Annotated in this window: 14 protein-coding genes; 6 read left to right on the top strand and 8 right to left on the bottom strand. The window is 71.1% G+C overall.

What is annotated here, in order from left to right; genetic code table 11:
- The first annotated feature begins 128 nt into the window (after nt 1-128).
- A complete protein-coding gene (locus ACQP0P_RS07650; RefSeq protein ID WP_433372776.1) occupies nt 129-875 on the top strand; it encodes an SDR family NAD(P)-dependent oxidoreductase in 747 nt (248 codons plus the stop codon).
- A gap of 45 nt (nt 876-920) precedes the next feature.
- On the opposite strand, the gene ACQP0P_RS07645 is transcribed toward ACQP0P_RS07650, so the two are convergent.
- The gene (locus tag ACQP0P_RS07645; RefSeq protein ID WP_433372773.1) at nt 921-1676 is read right to left on the bottom strand and encodes a hypothetical protein; all 756 of its coding nucleotides are present in this window, start codon (nt 1674-1676) and stop codon (nt 921-923) included.
- Between the two features lie 24 nt (nt 1677-1700).
- Here ACQP0P_RS07645 and ACQP0P_RS07640 point away from each other — a divergent pair, with 24 nt between their 5' ends.
- On the top strand, nt 1701-2939 hold the full coding sequence (locus tag ACQP0P_RS07640; protein ID WP_433372770.1) for a UDP-glucose dehydrogenase family protein: 1239 nt from the start codon (nt 1701-1703) through the stop codon (nt 2937-2939).
- On the opposite strand, the gene ACQP0P_RS07635 is transcribed toward ACQP0P_RS07640, so the two are convergent.
- The 4 genes from ACQP0P_RS07635 to ACQP0P_RS07620 all read right to left on the bottom strand — a co-directional run bounded on the left by ACQP0P_RS07635 (nt 2915) and on the right by ACQP0P_RS07620 (nt 9375).
- Nucleotides 2915-4450: a DUF885 family protein gene (locus ACQP0P_RS07635; RefSeq protein WP_433372767.1), complete on the bottom strand. Its 1536-nt coding sequence runs from the start codon at nt 4448-4450 to the stop codon at nt 2915-2917. The two genes, ACQP0P_RS07640 and ACQP0P_RS07635, sit on opposite strands and share 25 nt — an antisense overlap.
- A gap of 149 nt (nt 4451-4599) precedes the next feature.
- A complete protein-coding gene (locus tag ACQP0P_RS07630; RefSeq protein WP_433381731.1) occupies nt 4600-5991 on the bottom strand; it encodes a pyridoxal phosphate-dependent decarboxylase family protein in 1392 nt (463 codons plus the stop codon).
- Between the two features lie 70 nt (nt 5992-6061).
- Nucleotides 6062-7753, bottom strand: coding sequence for a GMC oxidoreductase (locus tag ACQP0P_RS07625; protein WP_433372764.1), 1692 nt, complete (start codon nt 7751-7753; stop codon nt 6062-6064).
- A gap of 56 nt (nt 7754-7809) precedes the next feature.
- Nucleotides 7810-9375 (bottom strand): succinic semialdehyde dehydrogenase, encoded by a 1566-nt coding sequence (locus tag ACQP0P_RS07620; RefSeq protein ID WP_433372762.1) that lies wholly within the window; start codon nt 9373-9375, stop codon nt 7810-7812.
- An 89-nt stretch (nt 9376-9464) separates the two neighbouring features.
- Here ACQP0P_RS07620 and ACQP0P_RS07615 point away from each other — a divergent pair, with 89 nt between their 5' ends.
- Nucleotides 9465-11501: a beta-propeller domain-containing protein gene (locus ACQP0P_RS07615; RefSeq protein WP_433372759.1), complete on the top strand. Its 2037-nt coding sequence runs from the start codon at nt 9465-9467 to the stop codon at nt 11499-11501.
- 187 nt (nt 11502-11688) lie between these two features.
- Nucleotides 11689-14595, top strand: a complete 2907-nt coding sequence (locus ACQP0P_RS07610; protein WP_433372756.1) for a M36 family metallopeptidase — start codon at nt 11689-11691, stop codon at nt 14593-14595.
- 20 nt (nt 14596-14615) lie between these two features.
- Here ACQP0P_RS07610 and ACQP0P_RS07605 read toward each other — a convergent pair whose 3' ends face one another.
- A complete protein-coding gene (locus ACQP0P_RS07605) occupies nt 14616-14774 on the bottom strand; it encodes a hypothetical protein (protein ID WP_433372753.1) in 159 nt (52 codons plus the stop codon).
- Between the two features lie 181 nt (nt 14775-14955).
- Nucleotides 14956-15381: a hypothetical protein gene (locus ACQP0P_RS07600; protein ID WP_433372750.1), complete on the bottom strand. Its 426-nt coding sequence runs from the start codon at nt 15379-15381 to the stop codon at nt 14956-14958.
- Nucleotides 15382-15580: 199 nt separating this feature from the next.
- On the opposite strand from ACQP0P_RS07600, the gene ACQP0P_RS07595 reads away from it, so the two are divergent.
- Nucleotides 15581-15790, top strand: coding sequence for a hypothetical protein (locus ACQP0P_RS07595; protein WP_433372747.1), 210 nt, complete (start codon nt 15581-15583; stop codon nt 15788-15790).
- A gap of 172 nt (nt 15791-15962) precedes the next feature.
- Here the strand turns inward: ACQP0P_RS07595 and ACQP0P_RS07590 are convergent, their stop codons facing one another.
- A complete protein-coding gene (locus ACQP0P_RS07590; RefSeq protein ID WP_355566525.1) occupies nt 15963-17714 on the bottom strand; it encodes a glycerol-3-phosphate dehydrogenase/oxidase in 1752 nt (583 codons plus the stop codon).
- A 226-nt stretch (nt 17715-17940) separates the two neighbouring features.
- Here ACQP0P_RS07590 and ACQP0P_RS07585 point away from each other — a divergent pair, with 226 nt between their 5' ends.
- Nucleotides 17941-18510: an RNA polymerase sigma factor gene (locus ACQP0P_RS07585; protein WP_433372744.1), complete on the top strand. Its 570-nt coding sequence runs from the start codon at nt 17941-17943 to the stop codon at nt 18508-18510.
- Nucleotides 18511-18761: the final 251 nt, after the last annotated feature.

The raw sequence follows: 18761 nt of genomic DNA, 5'->3' as shown, positions 1-18761 counted from the left end.
CGGTTCCCGCATCGTGTTACCACTGGACTGACGGTTCACACATCGCGCCGTCTCCGGCCGCAACATACCTAGCGGCCGGTTGGTCACAAGGCTAACGTTTAGCTCACCACCAGTCGAGGAGGCAGGCCATGACAGGTACCGGAGTCGTCGTCACCGGCGGAGCGTCAGGGATCGGGCGGGCCTGTGCGCTCGCGCTCGCCGAGGCCGGGCGCCCGGTCGCGATCTGGGATCTCGACGAGACGGGCGCCAAGGAGACCGCCTCCTTCGTCGCCATGAACGGCGCCCCGGCGATCTCCGTCACCGTCGACGTCACCGACGCCTCGTCCTTTCCCGCCGCGGTCGCCACCAGCCGCGACGCCCTGGGAGCGATCGGCGGCCTGGTGCACGCGGCCGGGATCGCGGCCCCCCTGGGTGTCGGCGAGCTGACCGAGGCGGCCTGGGACGCGGTGCTCAACGTCAACCTGCGTGCCCACGCCCTGCTGGTCCAGGCCCTGCTTCCGGACCTGCGCAAGCAGGAGGGCTCCGCGGTCGTCGGCATCTCCTCGGTCGAGGGCCTGGTCGGGCAGGCGTTCATCCCGGCCTACTGCTCTTCCAAGGCGGGCATGCTCGGCCTGACCCGCTCGATGGCCCACGAACTGGCGCCGATCCGGATCAACGCCGTCTGCCCCGGCTACATCGACACCCCCATGCTCGTCAAAGCCACCGGCGGCGACCAGAGCTTCATGGAGTCCTTCGAGCGCAAGTCCCTCTTCCACCGCCTCGGCCGCCCCGGGGAGGTCGCCGCGGCCGTACGGTTCCTGCTGAGCGACGAGGCGTCCTTCATCACCGGCACCCACCTGGTCGTCGACGGCGGCGCCACGGCCGTCGACCGCTGATCCCGCGATCGCCGGATCATACGGAGCGATGCCGTTGATCTCCGGTCAGGGCTGCTTTTCGAGCTCTGCCATTCCCTGCCGGAACCGTGCCGCAACCGCGGCCTTGGGGTAGGCGCGTTCCAGCGTGGCACCGAGGTCGTGGCTTCGAGCGACGATCGCGGCGGCGTAACGCGGCGTGGAGATCGCGGACAGGCCGTGGGCGACGGCCTGTTCCGGGTCGCCCAGCCGGGCGCAGGCGACCCCGAGGTCCAAGGCGGTGATCGCTCGCCTGGTCGGAGGCACCTGCGGGGCCCGCTCGTACACCTCCATCGCCTGCCCGGCGAAGTCACGGGCCTGCCCGTCACGACCGAGCCACAGGCTGGAGGTCGCAGCGACCGACCAGACCCGTACAGCGTCGGCGCTGAACAGCCCGGTCGCATGCGGCGCATGCCACTCGGCTTGATCGCGGAGCGCCTCCAGCGCGTCGGAGGCCGGAGCCTCGTGGCCGAGCCGGGCATGGGTCCGAGCGAGTTGCCCGGTCAGGCGCGTCTGCGCGGCACTTCCCGCCGGGGCCCGGCCCGCTCCCGACTGGGCGGCGCGGAGCGCTGCATGCGGCTGATCGTCGTACAGCCAGGTCGTCGCCTCCACATCCCACGCCCACGCCGCCGTCTCATCGTGATCGGCTTCCCCCGCGTGATGACGGGCATCGGCCGCGTACGCGAGCGCGACCCGTACGTTTCCTCGGTCATGAGCGGTCCATGCGAGGACCAACGACAGCCAGGCCGCGGCGACGTACAGCTCACGGCGCTGTCTAAGCGTCATACGCAGCTGAAGCAGTTCTGCGACGTGACGGCGGTCCCCGAGCGCGGCCTGCCACAGCTCGGCCGCACTGTATCGGGAGTAATACCGTCCATAGTCTTCGATGACCTGTTGGAGATGTTCCAGGCTGCTCGGCCCGAGATCGGTCTGTTCGCTGCGGCGGGTCAGCTCGCGGGCTTCGCTCTCGGCGTTCGTGATCAGCATGTCGGGGACGACGAGAGCCGCAGCCCCCAGACGCAGGGCGTCACGGCGGTTCGTAAGATCACCTCCCGGCGGGTGTGGCGTGTAGTCGATGCCGAATCCAAGCTGGACCGGCCCGTCGGCACTACGAGGCGCCTGGCCGAACTCGCACGCTCCATGGCTCCGGCGCATGTACGGGTGACGGTCGCCTGCTCTCCGGACTTTCTCCGGGAATCCACCTCCTTGGCTGACGTGGCTCGCCCCTCACGTATTGTGCTCGGCATCGCCTCCGGCGACGAGCACGCCGAACAGTTGCTACGCCGAGTTTGGAAGGCACAACTCGATGCCGGCGCGCTGATGGTCGTGACCGACCTGACGACCGCAGAGATGTGCAAGACCGCGGCGAACGCCTTCCTCGCTACGAAGATCTCCTTCATCAACGCCGTCGCCTCGCTGTGCGAGGCGACGGGAACCGATGTGTCCTCCCTTGCTCACACACTGGCGCTGGACCCCCGTATCGGCGACGCATACCTGAACGCCGGTATCGGCTACGGCGGCAGTTGCCTGCCCAAGGACGTACGGAGTCTCATCGCCCAAGGGCGCACGCACGGTGCCGGCGCGGATCTGGAACTGCTGGTTCAGGTCGACAGGGTCAACCAGCGCCGCCGGCTTCATACCGTGGATCTGGCCCGGCACGCCTGCGGTGGTGACCTGACCAACCGCCGCGTCGGAGTATGGGGACTGTCTTTCAAACCTGATGTCGACGACCTACGTGACTCACCCGCGCTGGCCGTGGCCCTGGCGATCCACCATGAGGGGGGCATCGTCACCGCCTACGATCCCGCCGCGATGGATTTCGCCCGGGACCTGCACCCGGAACTGCGATACGCGCTTGCCGCTGACGGGGCCGTGGAAGGTGCGGAGGTGCTGCTACACCTGACGGCCTGGCCAGAGTTCATCGAGGCCGACCCCGCCAAGCTGGTGAGGTCGGCCGCCGTTCCGATCGTCGTCGATGGCCGAGCGACCCTCGACCCTGATCTGTGGAGTGATGCCGGGTGGAGCTACCGGGCGTTGGGGCGGGGGTGAAGGGCGTGGTCGAGGAGGCCCAGGGGTGGGGAGCCGAGGTCGAGCATGGCGGTGTGGAAGCGTTTGAGGCCGAAGGTGGGGCCCCAGGCGGTTCTGGCGCGGTCGCGGAGGGCGAGGATCTCCAGCTTGCCCCAGGTGTAGCGGCCGTAGGTGGGGTCGAAGGTGGCCCGCGCCGCCTCGGAGCCGGCCGCCGGACCGGCGAGGTGGGTGTCGGCGGCGAACCGGCGGGTGCCCTCCTCGACGGTCATCGCGCCGGAGTGCACGCCGATCGCGCAGGCCAGCCGGGTCACCCTGATCAGCGCCTCCAGCCAGACGCCGATCTCGAAGCGCGGGTCCTCGGGCGCGAAACCCTCCTCGACGCAGAGTTCCTCCGCGTAGTGCGCCCAGCCCTCGGCGAAGGCCGGCGACATCAGCGTCCGCCGCACGTCGGAGCGGGCATAGCGGAGCGCCCTGCCGTGCGAGAAGTGCCCGGGGGCGACCTCGTGCACGTTGATCGCGGGCAGCGTGGTCTCGCTGAAGACCTCCAGCCACTCCTCGATGTCGCCCCGCGGCCACGAGGGGTCGGGCGGGGTGACGTGGTACCACGAGGGGCCGTCGGGCTCGCCGGGCGCCGACCAGCTCATCATGGCCATGGCCCACCGGCGTGACTCGGGCGCGATGCCGACCAGGCACTCCCCGTCGTGGTAGGGCACCAGGTCCCTCTCGCGGGTGAAGGCGATCGCGCTCTCGGTGCCGATCCTGGCCGCCTCGATCACGCCCTCCGGGCCGGGGTGCTGCTTGACGAGCTCGCGAGCCACATCCAGTGGCGGCCGATCCCCGAATCCCAGCGCCGCGCAGGACTCCGCCAGCCTGGCCATCAGCCGGTCGCGCTCGGCGTCGGCCCGCTCGGCCAGCCGTCCCAGATCGACCGGGAGGCCGTCGCCGGCGCCCATCAGCCGGGTGAGACCGTCGGCGCCGAGCGAGGCGTCCGGGTCGCCGGAGTGCGCGGCCTTCTCCACGTGCTCCACCAGCCGGGCGTGGGCCCGGAACGCCGCCTCGCGCACACTCTCCTTCGCGTCGCGGGGCACTCCGGCGGCCAGGCCGCGGACCGCCCCGAGCAGCGCGGTCGCGACGGGGGCGCTGAGCAGGTCGAGCGAGGCGACCGCGTTGTCCACCGCCTCCGGCCAGCGGGCGAGGTGAGCGTACTTCGCGGCGGTCCGCTCGGCCTCGGGGGCGTACTCGCGGTCGTAGGTGGCCAGGTCCAGGTTGCCCAGGTGCTCCATGGGGCTGCGCCGGTGCAGCTCCAGCTCGGCGAACTGCACCCGCGCGGCCTCCTCGAAGATCCGCAGGTGCGCCGCGTCGTACGGATCTTCTGGCAGCGGTCCCTGACCGAGCGCGGCCAGCCCGGCGCGCACCCCCGTCGGCGACAGGTCCTGGATCAGGCCGTCGTACTCGTGCCGCCCGGCCATTTCCCGGACACCGGAGACGTTGAGATCGCACACCGCTCGAAGGCGGCCGTCGAATTCGGTCATGGTCGCGACGCTATATCAGGACGGGTTCCAGGGCACCGGGCACGGCATCCACGCCCGGCTCGGCGCCCCTTTCCGGAACTCACCGGGAACCGGGCCGGCCACGCGCTCCGGGACTCCCCGATGACCGGCCGGGCCGTACGCTCCCGGACTCACCGGGAACCGGCGGAACCCCCCAGCTCGGCGATCCGGTCGAGCAGCGCCTCCAGCGTCTTGTCGTCCGTGGCCGGGGCCATGACGGTCACCCGCAGGTGGCGGACCCCGCCGATCTCCGCCGAGGTCAGCTGGAAGGCGCCGTCCGCCATCAGGCGCTCGCGGACGTCCACCGGGTCGGCGGTGCCGTACCTGAAGCAGACGATGTTGCTCTCCGGCTCGTACGGGCACTCGAAGCCTGGCCGCTCGCGGGCCAGTTCCCAGAAGCGGTGCGCGGTGGCGTACCGCCGCGCGACGTGCTCGCCCAGGCCGCGCTCGCCCCGCCAGGCCAGGTTGAGGAAGATCTTCAGGCCCAGCTCGGCCTTGCTGCACTCCACGGTCCTGCCGATGAGGTCGAAGCCCTGCTCCCCGTAGAACAGGTAGCTGGCCCGCTGCTGGAAGGCCGCGTCCAGGTCGCCCTCGCGCCGGGTCAGCACCGCGGCGGCCAGGCTGGAGGTGCGCAGCATCTTGTGCGCGTCCCAGATCAGCGAGTCGGCGAGTTCGATCCCGTCGAGCAGGTGGCGGTGCTCGGCGGCCAGCAGCGCCGAGGCGCCGTGGGCGCCGTCCACGTGGAACCAGACACCGGCGGCGGCGCAGAACTCGCCGATCCCGCGCAGGTCGTCGTAGAGCCCGGTCCCGGTCGCGCAGGCGTTCGCCACCAGGGCCATCGGCCGCCGCCCGGCCTCGCGTACCCGTTCCAGGGCATCCGGCAGGCGGGCGACGTCGACCCTGCCGAGCCCGTCCACGTCCAGCGGCATGACCGCGCGCTCCCCCAGCCCGAGGATCGCGGCCGCGCGGCTGAGCGAGTAGTGCGCCGCGGCCGGGGCGAGCAGGGCGAGGTCGCCGGGGACACCGTCGGTCCACGCCTCGGGGGCGACCGCCGCCCGCGCGGCCAGCAGCGCGGTGAGGTTGGCCAGCGAGCCACCGTGGGTGAGGACCCCGCCGCCCGCCTCACCGAACCCGACCTTGCCCAGCATCCAGCGCAGTACCTCGAACTCGACGGTCGCCGCCGAGGCGCCCATCTCGTAGACCGCCATCGGGTTGTTGGTCGCGCCGTGCACGAAGTCGGCGAGCGCGGCGGGGAAGTCGGGCGCGGCGATCTGGTGTCCCAGGTAGGCCGGGTGGTGCATCCGGGTGCCCTCGGCGAGGTAGCCGCGCAGGAACTCCCCGTGGCTCTCCGCGGTCATCCCGCCCTCGCGGATCCACCGGGCGAGCCCGAGCCGCTCGGCCAGCTCGCCCGGGGGCCTGCGCCGGATGACCGGCGCCGCCCCCGCCTGGCTCTCCGCCACGTAGCCGGCCAGCTCATCGACGGTCACCCCGGCCGCGCGTACGAACTCCTCGACATTCCACATCACACCGAGATATTGCTCGAATTCACCACCCCCCGCCAACCGAGCCGAACGCGCACCTCACCAGGTGCCCTCAGGTGATGTCCACGATGGGCAGGCGGAGGGCGCCGGGGGCGGTGGCGGGGACGACGGGGTTGGCGGGGGCGACGGGGGTCAGGCGGGCGTACGGGGAGCCCTGGGCGGGGCGGGGGTCGGTCTCTCCCCGGTTGGGCCAGAAGGCCATCGCGCGCTCGGCCTGGGCGGTGATGGTGAGGGAGGGGTTGACGCCGAGGTTGGCGGAGACCGCAGAGCCGTCGACGACGTGCAGGCCCGGATGGCCGTGTACGCGGTGGTAGGGGTCGATCACCCCGGTCTCCGGCCCGGCGCCGATGGCGCAGCCCCCCAGGAAGTGGGCGGTGGCCGGGATGTCGAACAGGTCGAGCCAGGTGCCACCCGGCATGCCGCCGATCTCCTTCGCCGCGTGCCGGACGAACTCGTGCCCGGCGGGCAGCCAGGTGGGGTTGGGCTCGCCGTGGCCCCGCCCTGAGCGGAGCCTGCGGCCGAAGAGCCCCCTGCGCATGGACAGGGTGATCGAGTTGTCCTTGGCCTGCATGACCAGCGCGATGATCGTGCGCTCGGACCAGCGGCGGTGGTCGAACAGCCTCGGCACCAGGTGGGGCCTGCGCAGGGCCTCGCCGAGGAACTTGAGCCAGCGCGGCGCTCCGCCGCCGTCGATGAGCAGGGTGCGGAGCAGGCCCATCGCGTTGGAACCGTCGCCGTAGCGGACCGGCTCGATGTGCGTGTGGGCGTCGGGATGGATGGAGGAGGTGATCGCCACCCCGTGGTTGAGCTTCTCCCCCTTGACCGACGGGCGCTCGAAGCCGAGCAGGGCCTCGGAGTTGGTCCTGGTGAGGGTGCCCAGCCGGTCGGAGAGCCGGGGCAGGGTCCCGGCGGCCTTGAGCCGGTGCAGCAGGCGCTGGGTGCCGTACGTCCCCGCCGCGAAGATCACGTGCTCGGCGGTGAACGCGCGGCGGCGCCAGGGCGCGCCCGTCCGGTGCGTCTCGACCCGGTAGCCGCCGCCGGCCGGGACGACCGAGGTGACCGTGGTCTCGGGCAGGACCGTGGCCCCGGCCCCCTCCGCCAGGTAGAGGTAGTTCTTGACCAGCATGTTCTTGGCCCCGTGGCGGCAGCCCGTCATGCACTCGCCGCACTCGGTGCAGCCCCTGCGGCGCGGCCCCGCGCCACCGAAGTAGGGGTCGTCCACCTCGACGCCCGGAGGGCCGAAGAAGACGCCGACCGGGGCCAGGTGGAAGGTGTCGCCCACGCCCATCCGCTCGGCGACGGTGCGCATCACCTCGTCGGCCCTGGTGACCGTCGGGTTGAGCGCCACGCCCAGCATCCGCCTGGCCTGGTCGTAGTAGGGGGCGAGCTCGGCCTTCCAGTCGGTGATGCCCGACCACTGGGCATCCTGGAAGAAGGGGTCCAGCGGCTCGTAGAGGGTGTTGGCGTAGACCAGGGAGCCCCCGCCGACCCCGGCACCCGCCAGGACCATGACGCCGGTGCCCTTCTGGCCGCGGAGCAGGTGGATGCGCTGGATGCCCTTCATGCCCAGCCCCGGCGCCCACAGGAAGTCGCGGGCCCGCCAGGAGGTCTTGGGGAGCGTGCCCTCGTCGAAGCGGCGCCCCGCCTCCAGCACCGCGACCCGGTAGCCCTTCTCGGTCAGCCGCAGCGCGGAGACACTCCCGCCGAATCCGGAGCCGATCACCAGCACGTCATGATCGAACACGACGACTCCCTCTCAGACGACGGTCTTCGATGACGACCTGCCCTGCTCCCCGTGTCTCATTTCAGGTGAAGCGCCTTCATGACCCTGAGCGCGCCCGCGAGGGTGTCGGCGTACTTCTCGTACGCCATGCCGAGGATCGGCTCGAAGCCCAGCCAGGACGCCTGGCTGGAGATGGTCTGCGCCTCGGTGTACCTCAGCAGCCCCTCGGTGCCGTGCCGGCGGCCGAGCCCCGAGGCCTTCATCCCGCCCATGGGCGCGTCGTAGGAGGCGTAGGCCGAGGCGTACCCCTCGTTGATGTTGACGGTGCCCGCCTTGATCCGGGAGGCCAGCGCGCGGCCGCGTGACAGGTCGCGGGTCCAGATGGAGGCGTTGAGCCCGTAGGAGGTGTCGTTCGCCTTCTCGACCGCCTCGTCGTCGTCGCCGAAGCGGTAGACCGCGACCACCGGGCCGAAGGTCTCGGCGCGGCAGAGCTCCATGCTCTCGTCGACGTCGGCCAGGACGGTGGGCTCGTAGAACAGCGGGCCGAGGTCGGGGCGGGCCTTCCCGCCGGCCAGCACCCTGGCGCCCTTCGCGACGGCGTCGTCCACCTGGGTGCCGACCGCCTCCAGCTGCCGCGACGAGGAGAGCGAGCCCATCTGCACGCTCCAGTCGAGTCCCGCGCCGAGCCGCATGTTCCTGACCTGCCGGACGAACTTCTCCACGAAGGCGTCGTGCACCGAGTCGTGGACGTAGAGCCGCTCGATGGACAGGCAGAGCTGCCCCGCGTTGGTGAAGCAGGCGCGCAGCGCGCCCTGGGTCGCGGTGTCGAGGTCGGCGTCGTCGAGTACCAGCATCGGGTTCTTGCCGCCGAGCTCCAGCGAGCAGCCGATCAGTCGCCTGGCGGCCTCCTCGGCGATCTTCCGGCCGGCCCGGGTGGAGCCGGTGAACGCCACGTAGTCGGCGCCGTCGATCAGCGGGTCGCTCACCTCGGCGGGTTCGCCGAGGACGACCTGCCAGATCTCGCGGGGCATGCCGAGGGAGACCAGCAGGTCGATGGTCCACAGCGTGGACAGCGCGGTCTGGGTGTCGGGCTTGTGGACCACCGCGTTCCCCGCGAGCAGCGCGGGGACGGCGTCGGTGACACCGAGCGAGAGCGGGTAGTTCCACGGTGAGATCAGGGCCACCGTTCCCCGGGGCCGGCGCGCCTCGACGGTCCTGGTGGCCACGGGCAGTATCCCGGCCCGCGATCTGGTCTCCAGCAGGCCGGGGGCCCGCCGCGCGTAGTAGAGGGAGCAGCCCGCGACGTCGAGCACCTCCTCGAAGGCGTGCCTGCGTGCCTTGCCGGTCTCCCACTGGACCACGTCGAGGATCTCCTCGCGCCGGTCGAGGATGGCGTTGTGCAGGCGGAGGAAGGGCTCGGCCCGCTCCCGCACGGACAGCGCCGCCCACGCCCGCTGCGCCTCCCGCGCCGCGGCGTACCCGGCGCGGACGTCGTCGGCTGTGGAAATGGGCAACTCGGCGAGCACATCGCCGGTGAACGGCGCCGTGATCTCCTGCGTCTTGCCGGCGGAGGTCACGTGCGATACGACACGTTCGATCATGCGGGGGTCGAGGGCCCGTGTCATTTCAGGGGGAACGGCCATGTTCGCAGGGTAATCGCGGGAGGCGGGCCGTGGCTACTCACCGGTAGCGAGGTGTTGAACCACACACACTTCCGATCCGTCGTAGTGGCATGAGGACATCGATTCGTACAGCCGGCGCGGTCACCCTCGCCGCGGCCCTGCTCGCCACGGCGTGCAGTGCTACGGAGACGAAGAGCGGTGCCGGATCCGCGGCACCGGTCACGTTGGGGAACATCAGGCTGGTCTCCTACAGCGGCTGCGACGACATGCTGGCCGGGCTGCGCGCGGCGACGGCGAAGAACGTCGGCCCGTGGGGCCTCGGCGGCCCCCCGATCATGTACGCGGAGGCGCGGTCGGACGCCTCCGCCGCCAAGGTCGGCGGCGCGGCGCCGCCCGAGCACTCCACCACGAACACGCACGAGGCCGGGGTCGACGAGCCCGACCTGGTGAAGACCGACGGCGACCGGGTGATCACCGTGAACCGCGGCGTGCTCAGGGTGGTGGACACCGCGACCAGGAAGGTCACCGGCACGCTCAAGCTGGTGGACGCCGAGCAGGCGTGGGCCCCGGCCGACCTGCTGGTCAGCGGGGACAGGGCGCTGGTGCTCTTCTCCGGCGGCGGGATCATCCCGTACGGCGCGACGGCCAAGCTCGCGCCAAGCCCGGGGCCGCGCTACGTCCTCGTCGACCTGTCCGGGGAGCCGAAGGTGATCGGCTCGCTCACCCCGGACGGCTCCCACGTGGACGCCAGGATGGTCGGCTCGACGGTGCGGATCGTGGTCCGCAGCCAGCCGCGGATCGACTTCCCCGATGCCGGGCCCGACCTGTCGGACAACGAGCGCACCCGGCGGAACACGGAGATCGTCGCCAGGGCTCCGATCGAGGCGTGGCTGCCGAAGTACGAGCTGACGTCGGCGAACGGCGTGACCTCGGACCGCACCGTCGACTGCGAGCGGGTCAGCCACCCCACGGAGTACACCGGGATGTCGATGCTGACGGTGCACTCCCTCGACCTGTCGCAGGCGCTCGCCGAGACGACCCCGATCAGCGTGGCCGCCGACGGCGACACCGTCTACGGGACGGGCTCCAGCCTGTACGTGACCAGCAACCCGCGCTGGTGGTGGCCCAGGCCGATCGAACCGGCGCTCGTCGAGGAGGCCCCGGCCGCCGCCTCGGGCCTCGACCCCGCTCCGACCCTGCTCCCGGAACCGACCCCGCCCCCCACGCCGAGTGACACCCCGCCGCCGAGTGACACCGCCTCGCCGACGCCGACGGCGACACCGGAGGAGCCTCCGGAGGAGACCGAGGTCCACCGGTTCGACATCACCGCGGCCGGAGCACCCCGCTACGTCGCCTCGGGCACGGTGCCGGGCAGGCTGCTCAACCAGTACTCCCTGTCCGAACACGAGGGGCACCTGCGGGTCGCCACCACCTCGACCGTCGGGCAGGACAGCTCCAGCGCCGTCCACGTGCTCGACTCCGGCACCCTGGCACAGACCGGCAGGGTCGGCGATCTGGGACTGGGTGAGCGGATCTACTCGGTCCGCTTCATCGGCCCCGTCGGCTACGTGGTGACGTTCAAGCAGGTGGACCCGCTCTACACGCTCGACCTGCGCGACCCGGCGGCGCCGCGGAAGACCGGCGAGTTGAAGATCACCGGCTACTCGGCCTACCTGCACCCGGCGGGTGACGGGCGGCTGATCGGCGTGGGCCAGGAGGCCAGCGAGAAGGGCCGCACGCTCGGCACCCAGGTCTCCCTGTTCGACGTCAGCGATCCGGCCGACCCGCGCCGCCTGTCGCAGATGTTCCAGAAGGACTCGGGTTCCGAGGCCGAGTGGGACCCGCACGCCTTCCTGTACTGGGCCAAGACCGGGACGGCGGTCCTCCCGCTGAACTCCTGGACGGGCACCGAGCAGACCAACGGGGTCGCCCTGGTCCTCACCATCGGTGATTCCGCCGTCACCAGGACCGGCACGGTCGTCCACCCCAAGCCCAAGCCGGTCAACGACACCCGCTTCGCCCCCTACGACCCGGGCATCCGCCGCTCGATGGTGATCGGCGACAGCCTGTGGACGGTCTCCGACCTCGGCCTCAAGGTCAGCGACCTGAAGGACCTGGCCGACCAGGCCTGGATTCCCTTCTCCTGACCTTTCGAAAGCACCCGGCCCGCGCCCCCGTCCCACTGGCGGGGGCGCGCTGAACGTCCCTATTACACCGACATGTCAGCCTTTACAAGATCTTGTCATGACACTTGGATAAGTGTTACCTCTTGCGCAACACACGTGATCCGCGTGTGGCATGGCCAACGACGGCCATCTCTCCGCAGGAGGATCGGTGTCGACCAGACCCTGGTTACGCATCACCGTCATCGCCGCCGCGACCGCGGCGCTCGCCCTTCCGCTGCCGGGAATCGCCCAGAGCGAGCCCGGCGCCCAGCCCCCCAAGGCCCACGACTTCCAGGCCGAACAGGGTGCCAAGCCCGACCTGGACAACCGGCGCGGCAGCGTCGCGCCCCCGGCCTCGCTCTCCAGATCGGCGGCGAGCACCGCGACGATCCGGTGGAACGCTCTCGGCACCCCCGCCGTCGTCACCGACTCCGCTCCCCTCGCCGAGGGCCTCGGCACCGACCCCGAACAGGCCGCGCGGGCCTATCTCAAAGCGAACGAGAACCTCTTCGGCCTCTCCGGCGAGGCGGTGGACACGCTGGAGAGGATCGCCGTCAACCCGATAGGGGACGGGTACGCCGTACTGCTCAGGCAGAGGTTCGGCGACCTGCCCGCGGGCGTGGACGGGCAGGTCGTGGTCGGCGTGAAGGACGGCAAGGTCCTGCACGTCACCTCGACGCTCTCCCGCTCCTCCGAGGCCCCTCCCGCCGCCAGGCTCACCGAGCAGCAGGCGCTGGAGATCGCGGCCAGGGACGGCGGGATCGACCTGGCCACGGCCACCGTCAAGAAGGCCACCGCCGCGGCGGTGCCCGCCCCCGACGGGACGCACAACGCGTTTCAGGTCGTCCTGATCGGCGGCGGCGAGGGTGAACCGGCCGCGTACACCACACACGTCGACGCGGTCAGCGGCGAGATCCTGACCCGCGAGAACCTGGTGGACCACCACAGCGCGCCCGACGACCCCACCTGGAAGGCGTTCCCCGCCAACCCGCCGGGCGACTACTCCTCCACCGACACCCGCAAGACCTGGTGCCCCGCCGCGGGCCCCGGCTGCGACCTGGTCGGGGCCGACCCGGCCACCGGCAAGGCCTGGGACCTGACCCACGCCACGGACACCTCGACGAACACCAGCGTCGGCAACGCCGCCAAGACCGTGGAGAACCGCGCCAGCGGCGACCCGTTCTCGGTGGGCACCCGGAGCAACGTGGCCACGCCGAACCGCCGGTACGCCTATCCATGGACCAACAGGTGGTACACCGCCAAGTGTGACCCGGCGGCGCTGGACGAGCCCGGCGAGGCCGACCTCGAAGCCGCCATGACCAACCTGCACGTCATGCACAACCGTATGCACGACTGGTCCTACCGGCTCGGGTTCACCGAGACCGCCTGGAACATGCAGAACGACAACGGCGGGCGCGGCGGTCTCGGCGGCGACCCCGAGCAGGGCAACGCGCAGGCGGGCGCCCGGGTGCTCAGCGTGCGCGACAACGCCAACCAGATCACCGGTCCCGACGGGATCGCCCCGATCACCAACATGTACCTGTGGCAGCCGATCGCGGGCTCGTTCTACTCCCCCTGCGTGGACGGCGACTACGACATGTCGGTGATCGGGCACGAGTACACCCACGCGATCTCCGGCCGTATGATCGGCGGCCCGAACGCCGGGTGGAGCGGCGCCCAGGCCGGGGCCATGAACGAGAGCACCTCCGACCTGTTCGCGATGGAGTATCTCGCCGAGTACGGCTTCCGCCCCGCGGGCGACACCCCCTCCGTCACCGGCGGCTACGTCACCGGCGACAAGAAGGCGGGCATCCGCAACTACGACATGGCCACCTCACCGCTGAACTACAGCGACATCGCCTACGACCTCGTCGGCCAGCAGGTGCACGCCGACGGCGAGATCTGGTCGGCGACCCAGTACGACGTGCGCAAGGCGTTCCTGAAGAAGTACGGCGAGGGCACCCCGGCCAAACAGAAGGCGTGCGCCGACGGCCAGACCCCGCTCGACCAGTGCCCGGGCAACCGGCGCTGGGCACAGGTCTCCTTCGACGCGCTGCTGCTGATGGCCTCCGGCGCGGTCAGCTACGTCGACCACCGCGACGCGCTGCTCGCGGCCGACGCCATCCGGTTCGGCGGCGCCAACCAGGCGATCATGTGGCGGGCGTTCGCCGAGCACGGCCTCGGCCAGGGTGCGGCGAGCACCGGGCCGAACGACCCCGATCCGACGCCGAGCTTCGTCGACCCCGCCGGGAAGAACGGGAAGCTCCAGCTCAAGCCGTTGCTTGAGGCCAAGGACGCGGCGCTCCGGCTGTACGTCGGCGACTACGAGGGCCGCGTCGTGCCGGTGGCCGACACCGACCCGGCGACCGAACTCGGCGACACCGTCGAGATGACCCCGGGGGTCTACGACTTCGTGGTCGCGGGCAACGGGTTCGGGCACACCCGGGTGAAGTTCGCGGTGCTGCCCGGCGTGAAGCTGCCGCTGCCGCTGGCGGTGCCGAAGAACGTCGCCTCGGCGGCGCTTGGCGCCACTGCGACGGGTGACGGCGTCAACCACGGCAAGTTGATCGACGAGACCGAGGCGACGAACTGGGCCTCGCTCACCGGACCGGTCAACGGCAGGTCCGTCACCGTGGACCTGGCCGGGACCGACCCGGTGAAGGTCCGCCGGGTGCAGGTCAGCGCCATGCTCCGGCCCAACGTCAACGACCCGGCCGACCCCGGCGGCCAGAACCGTTTCAGCGCCCTGCGCGCCTTCGAGGTCCTGGCCTGCAACGCCGCGAAGAAGGACTGTGCCTCACCCGCGTCCTTCTCGGTCGTCTACACCAGTCCCGCCGACGCCTTCCAGACCCGCCTGCCACGCCCCCGGGGCGCCGACCTGCTCATCAAGTCCTTCAAGATCCCGACGACCACCGCGACCCACCTGACCCTGCGGGCCGTCTCCACCCAGTGCACCGGCAACCCGCTCTACGCCGGTGAGCAGGACGCCGACCCCAACTCCGCCACCGACTGCGGCACCGCCAGCCCCGCCAGGGACCAGCTACGCGCCGCCGAGTTCCAGGCCTTCACCCGCTAAGTGATCGAGTCCAAGGGGAATCAGTGGTCGTAGGCGGTCCGTGAGCGCGGTGCGGCCTGGCCGCCGGTGTGGTCGTGCCACGAGGCGGCGGGCAGCGCGAGAAAACACCGCGGGATGCGGATGATCACTCCCTCAGGAGTACGACCACTGTGGCGTTCCAGGTCGAGTCGGCCCTTCACGGTCTGATCGGTCGACTCGACCTGACGCAACGGTGTGCACGACCGCGGCCCGCTCGCGAAGGTTCGTCCTCGCGGGCGGGCCGCGGCAGATCACCCCTCGAAGAAGCCGGAGCGCCGGCGGACAAGCCCAGCGAACCCTTGGTTCGTCTCCTGCTCACAGACCCGTGCGGGAAGGATCGGATCAGACGTGGGTGACCAGGAGGGTCACGCCGACCTCGCCGCCGCAGTCGACGAAGACGGGGCCGACACCATTGCCGATCTTGTGGGAAAGGGTCGCCTTGGCCAAGAACTTCTTCGGGTTGTCGTCGATGATACGGATGTTCTCCAGCGACGGTACGCCGCCATACGCGCCGCTGACCACGGCCTTGAGCCCCTTACCCCCGCCGCAGTGGCCGGTGATCGTCAGCTCCTCGCCTCGCTTGGCGGTGGGGTTGGGGCTGACCTGGACGACGGCCCTGGCCCCCTTCGGCGGCTTCGGCGCCGCCTCGGCTACGATCTTGCCTGTCGTGCCGACCTTGTCGCCGGCGAACGCGCTGTCGGCACCCAGTCCGAGAACCCCGACCGTCAAGCTCGCCCCGACGATCGCAGCGATCATTCCCTTGTTCATGGTGACTCCTTCGCGAAAGTCTTCCCGGCCCGTATGGCCCTGGTGATCCCTTGTCCATCCGGGATCTACTCGGTGAGTAGCCGAGGGGGCCGCCGCGGGTTCTCATCCGGCTGGACTGTGACATGGATCACGGCCGGATGTGGTCCGGCGGTGACCGCGACGGCCACGGTGAGCATCACCGGAACCGGGTCGGCCGACCGTGAAGGCCGTGCAGGCCGAGCAGGCCGAGCAGGCCGAGCAGGCCGAGCAGGCCGAGCAGGCCGAGCAGGCCGAGCAGGCCGAGCAGGCCGAGCAGGCCGAGCAGCCGCGCGGAGGTCCGCCCGCGCCCCTCTTCGTGACCGATGTCCGGAGGTGGCGGCAGAAAGGCATGGCCGCGGAGAGCGGACGAGGGGGCGCGCCCGGTTCGTGACAGCCGAGACGGACACCCGGGCAACCGCGCGCTACGTGCGCGTGAACGATCTACTGAGGGCTTCGCCCGATCCGCGCCCGTGCCGGCCCGGGACCGCCCTGGCCACGACCGGGCACGTTTGGGTGACCGCGCGGTCCGCGGGCCGGTGTCCGGCCTTGAGGCTCGCTCCGGCTTAGATCGGGTGGACCGGCTGGACGTCCGGTCCGGCCACCGGGACGATCTCCGGGGCGCCGAGGCGGATGGCGTCGGCCTCCTGGTCGGTGTCCTGCTCCTGGGAGAGGCGCTCCGACTCGACGCGCTTGGTGTAGTAGCCCACCTCACGCTTGATCTGCTCGTCGTCCCAGCCCAGCGGCCCGGCGAGCAGCTGGGCGGCCTCCTCGACCACGGCCACGCCACGGTGGAAGGTCTCGATCGAGATGTGCGTGCGCCGGGTCAGCACGTCGTTCACATGCCTGGCCCCCTCGTGGGTGGCCGCGTAGACCACCTCCGCCCGGAGGTAGTCGTCCGCTCCGGTCAGCGGTTTGGCCAGCGACGGGTCCCGCTCGATCAGCTCCAGCACCTCGTCGATCATCGAGCCGTACCGCTGGAGCAGGTGCTCGATCCTGGCCACGTGCAGCCCGGAGGAGTGGGCCAGCCGCTGCCTGGAGTTCCACAGCGCCTGGTAGCCCTCGGCCCCGGCCAGCGGGACGCGGTCGGTGCAGGAGGGCGGGACCCGCTGGTCCAGACCGTGCGCCACCGCGTCCACCGCATCCTTCGCCATAACGCGATATGTCGTGTATTTCCCTCCGGCCACCATGACCAGCCCCGGGACCGGGTGGGCCACCACATGCTCGCGGGAGAGCTTGGAGGTCTCCTCGGACTCCCCCGACAGCAGCGGGCGCAGCCCCGCGTAGACGCCCTCGACGTCCTCGTGGGTGAGCGGGACCGAGAGCACCTCGTTCACATGGTCGAGGATGTAGTCGATGTCCGACCGCGACGCCGCCGGGTGCGCCCGGTCCAGCTCCCAGGCGGTGTCGGTGGTGCCGATGATCCAGTGACGGCCCCAGGGGATGACGAACAGCACCGACTTCTCGGTGCGCAGGATGATCCCGGTGAGCGAGTGGATCCGGTCGCGCGGCACCACCAGGTGGATGCCCTTGGAGGCGCGCACGTGGATCTGCCCGCGCCCGCCGACCAGCTCCTGGATGTCGTCGGTCCACACGCCGGTGGCGTTGACCACCTGGCGGGCCCGCACGTCCAGCTCACGACCGCTCTCCAGATCGCGCACCCGGACGCCGGTGACCCGCTCCCCCTCGCGGAGGAAGCCCACCACCTGCGCCCGCGAGGCGACGTTGGCCCCGTACGTGGACGCGGTCCGCAGCATGGTCATGACGTAGCGGGCGTCGTCGACCTGGGCGTCCCAGTACTGCACCGCGCCGGAGAACGCCGACTTCCGCAGCGCGGGCGCGAGCCGCAGCGCCCTGGTACGCGACAGGTGCCGATGGCCGGGCACGCCCCGGGTGAGGCCGGCGGAGAAGCCCATCGTGTCGTACAGCACCAGGCCCGCGCCGACATAGGGCCGCTCCCAGCCCGTGTGCTTGAGCGGGAACAGGAAGGGCACCGGCCGCACCAGGTGCGGGGCGATCCGTTGCAGCAGCAGGGCCCGCTCCTGGAGCGCCTCCCTGACCAGCTCGAAGTTGAGCTGTTCCAGGTAACGCAAACCCCCGTGGATCAGCTTGGACGATCTGGACGAGGTGCCCGAGGCGAAGTCGCGCGCCTCCAGCAGCCCGACCGACAACCCCCGGGTCGCCGCGTCCAGCGCGACCCCCGCTCCGACGACTCCGCCCCCGATCACCACCACGTCGAGTTCCTCGGCGCTCAGCTGCGCCAGTGCGGCGGACCGCTCGGCAGGACCGAGCCGTGCGGTGCCCATTCGCGCCGTCATCCTGCAACCCCCTGGGGTGCGACTTGTCGCCTTACGCGATGTATCTACCCATCTACCCTAGGCACCATTACTGGCCGGTAGGAAGCAGCGGGCGATATTCGGACCACATCCCCGTGAACAGCGGGAAACCGGGTGCCGAAGACCGATCCTGGCGGGATGCGAGACCGGGTGAACCCCGGGACCTGGTCGGCGCTACACACCTGTCGTGGATGGGGGAACCGGAGGAATGACACCGCGCTGGTTCGGCGTCGCAGGTCGGCGTGGCCGTGCGCGGGACGACGACACACGCGTACTGGCCAGGGTCGCCGACGGCGACGCGAGCGCGCTGACCGAGCTGTACGGGCGATATGCCGGACCGCTGTTCGCCTTCCTCTACCGGCTGGCCGGAGACCGGGGCACGGCCGAGGAGATCCTCCAGGACACGCTGCTGGCCGTGTGGCGCTCGGCGGGCACCTACCAGAGCCGCTCCAGCGTCAGCACCTGGCTGTTCGGGGTGGCGCGCAGGCAGGCGCACAACCGGCTGCGCGGCGTCCCGCCTCCCCTCGCGGCCGAACCGCCCGACGGCGTCGACCCCCTACCCGGCCCCGAGGAGTTGGCCGTGGGCGACGATCGGGTGCGGGCGGTGCTGGCCCGGCTGCCGCTGGCCCAACGCGAGGTGGTAGTACTCGCCTTCCTCGACGACCTGAGCCACCGGGAGATCGCCGAAGTGCTGGAAATCCCGGTCGGCACGGTGAAAAGCCGCCTGCACCACGCCCGAGCGACCCTGAGGGAGTACGTCGATGAACGAACGGCCTGAGCCGCCGGGAACCCATGATCGGCGTGAGATGTCGGAAACCTACGACCGGCATGAGTCATCGAGAACCGGCGACCGGCATGAAACGTACGAATGGCCCGAGCTCTCGGGAATCCGGAACGGCATTCCGCCGCCGCCCGGCCCCGAGGTCGTGCGCGCCGCCCTGATGAGGGCCGCTCTCGACGGCTTGGAGGCCCCGGCCGCACCGGAACCGTCAGGGGTGTCACGGGCGTCACAGCCATCGCGGAGGACCT

Source organism: Streptosporangium sp. CA-115845 (assembly GCF_050943795.1).
GTDB lineage: Bacteria > Actinomycetota > Actinomycetes > Streptosporangiales > Streptosporangiaceae > Streptosporangium.
The sequence above is the reverse complement of the archived record's forward strand: the minus strand, read 5'-3'. Positions and strand labels throughout refer to the sequence as shown.

What these genes read in the sequence shown, in the direction of transcription:
- ACQP0P_RS07645 (WP_433372773.1), bottom strand. Translation starts at nt 1,676, where the DNA reads ATGACGCTTAGACAGCGCCGTGAGCTGTACGTCGCCGCGGCCTGGCTG.
- ACQP0P_RS07650 (WP_433372776.1), top strand. Translation starts at nt 129, where the DNA reads ATGACAGGTACCGGAGTCGTCGTCACCGGCGGAGCGTCAGGGATCGGG.
- ACQP0P_RS07615 (WP_433372759.1), top strand. Translation starts at nt 9,465, where the DNA reads ATGAGGACATCGATTCGTACAGCCGGCGCGGTCACCCTCGCCGCGGCC.
- ACQP0P_RS07600 (WP_433372750.1), bottom strand. Translation starts at nt 15,381, where the DNA reads ATGAACAAGGGAATGATCGCTGCGATCGTCGGGGCGAGCTTGACGGTC.
- ACQP0P_RS07590 (WP_355566525.1), bottom strand. Translation starts at nt 17,714, where the DNA reads ATGACGGCGCGAATGGGCACCGCACGGCTCGGTCCTGCCGAGCGGTCC.
- ACQP0P_RS07635 (WP_433372767.1), bottom strand. Translation starts at nt 4,450, where the DNA reads ATGACCGAATTCGACGGCCGCCTTCGAGCGGTGTGCGATCTCAACGTC.
- ACQP0P_RS07585 (WP_433372744.1), top strand. Translation starts at nt 17,941, where the DNA reads ATGACACCGCGCTGGTTCGGCGTCGCAGGTCGGCGTGGCCGTGCGCGG.
- ACQP0P_RS07620 (WP_433372762.1), bottom strand. Translation starts at nt 9,375, where the DNA reads ATGGCCGTTCCCCCTGAAATGACACGGGCCCTCGACCCCCGCATGATC.
- ACQP0P_RS07630 (WP_433381731.1), bottom strand. Translation starts at nt 5,991, where the DNA reads ATGTGGAATGTCGAGGAGTTCGTACGCGCGGCCGGGGTGACCGTCGAT.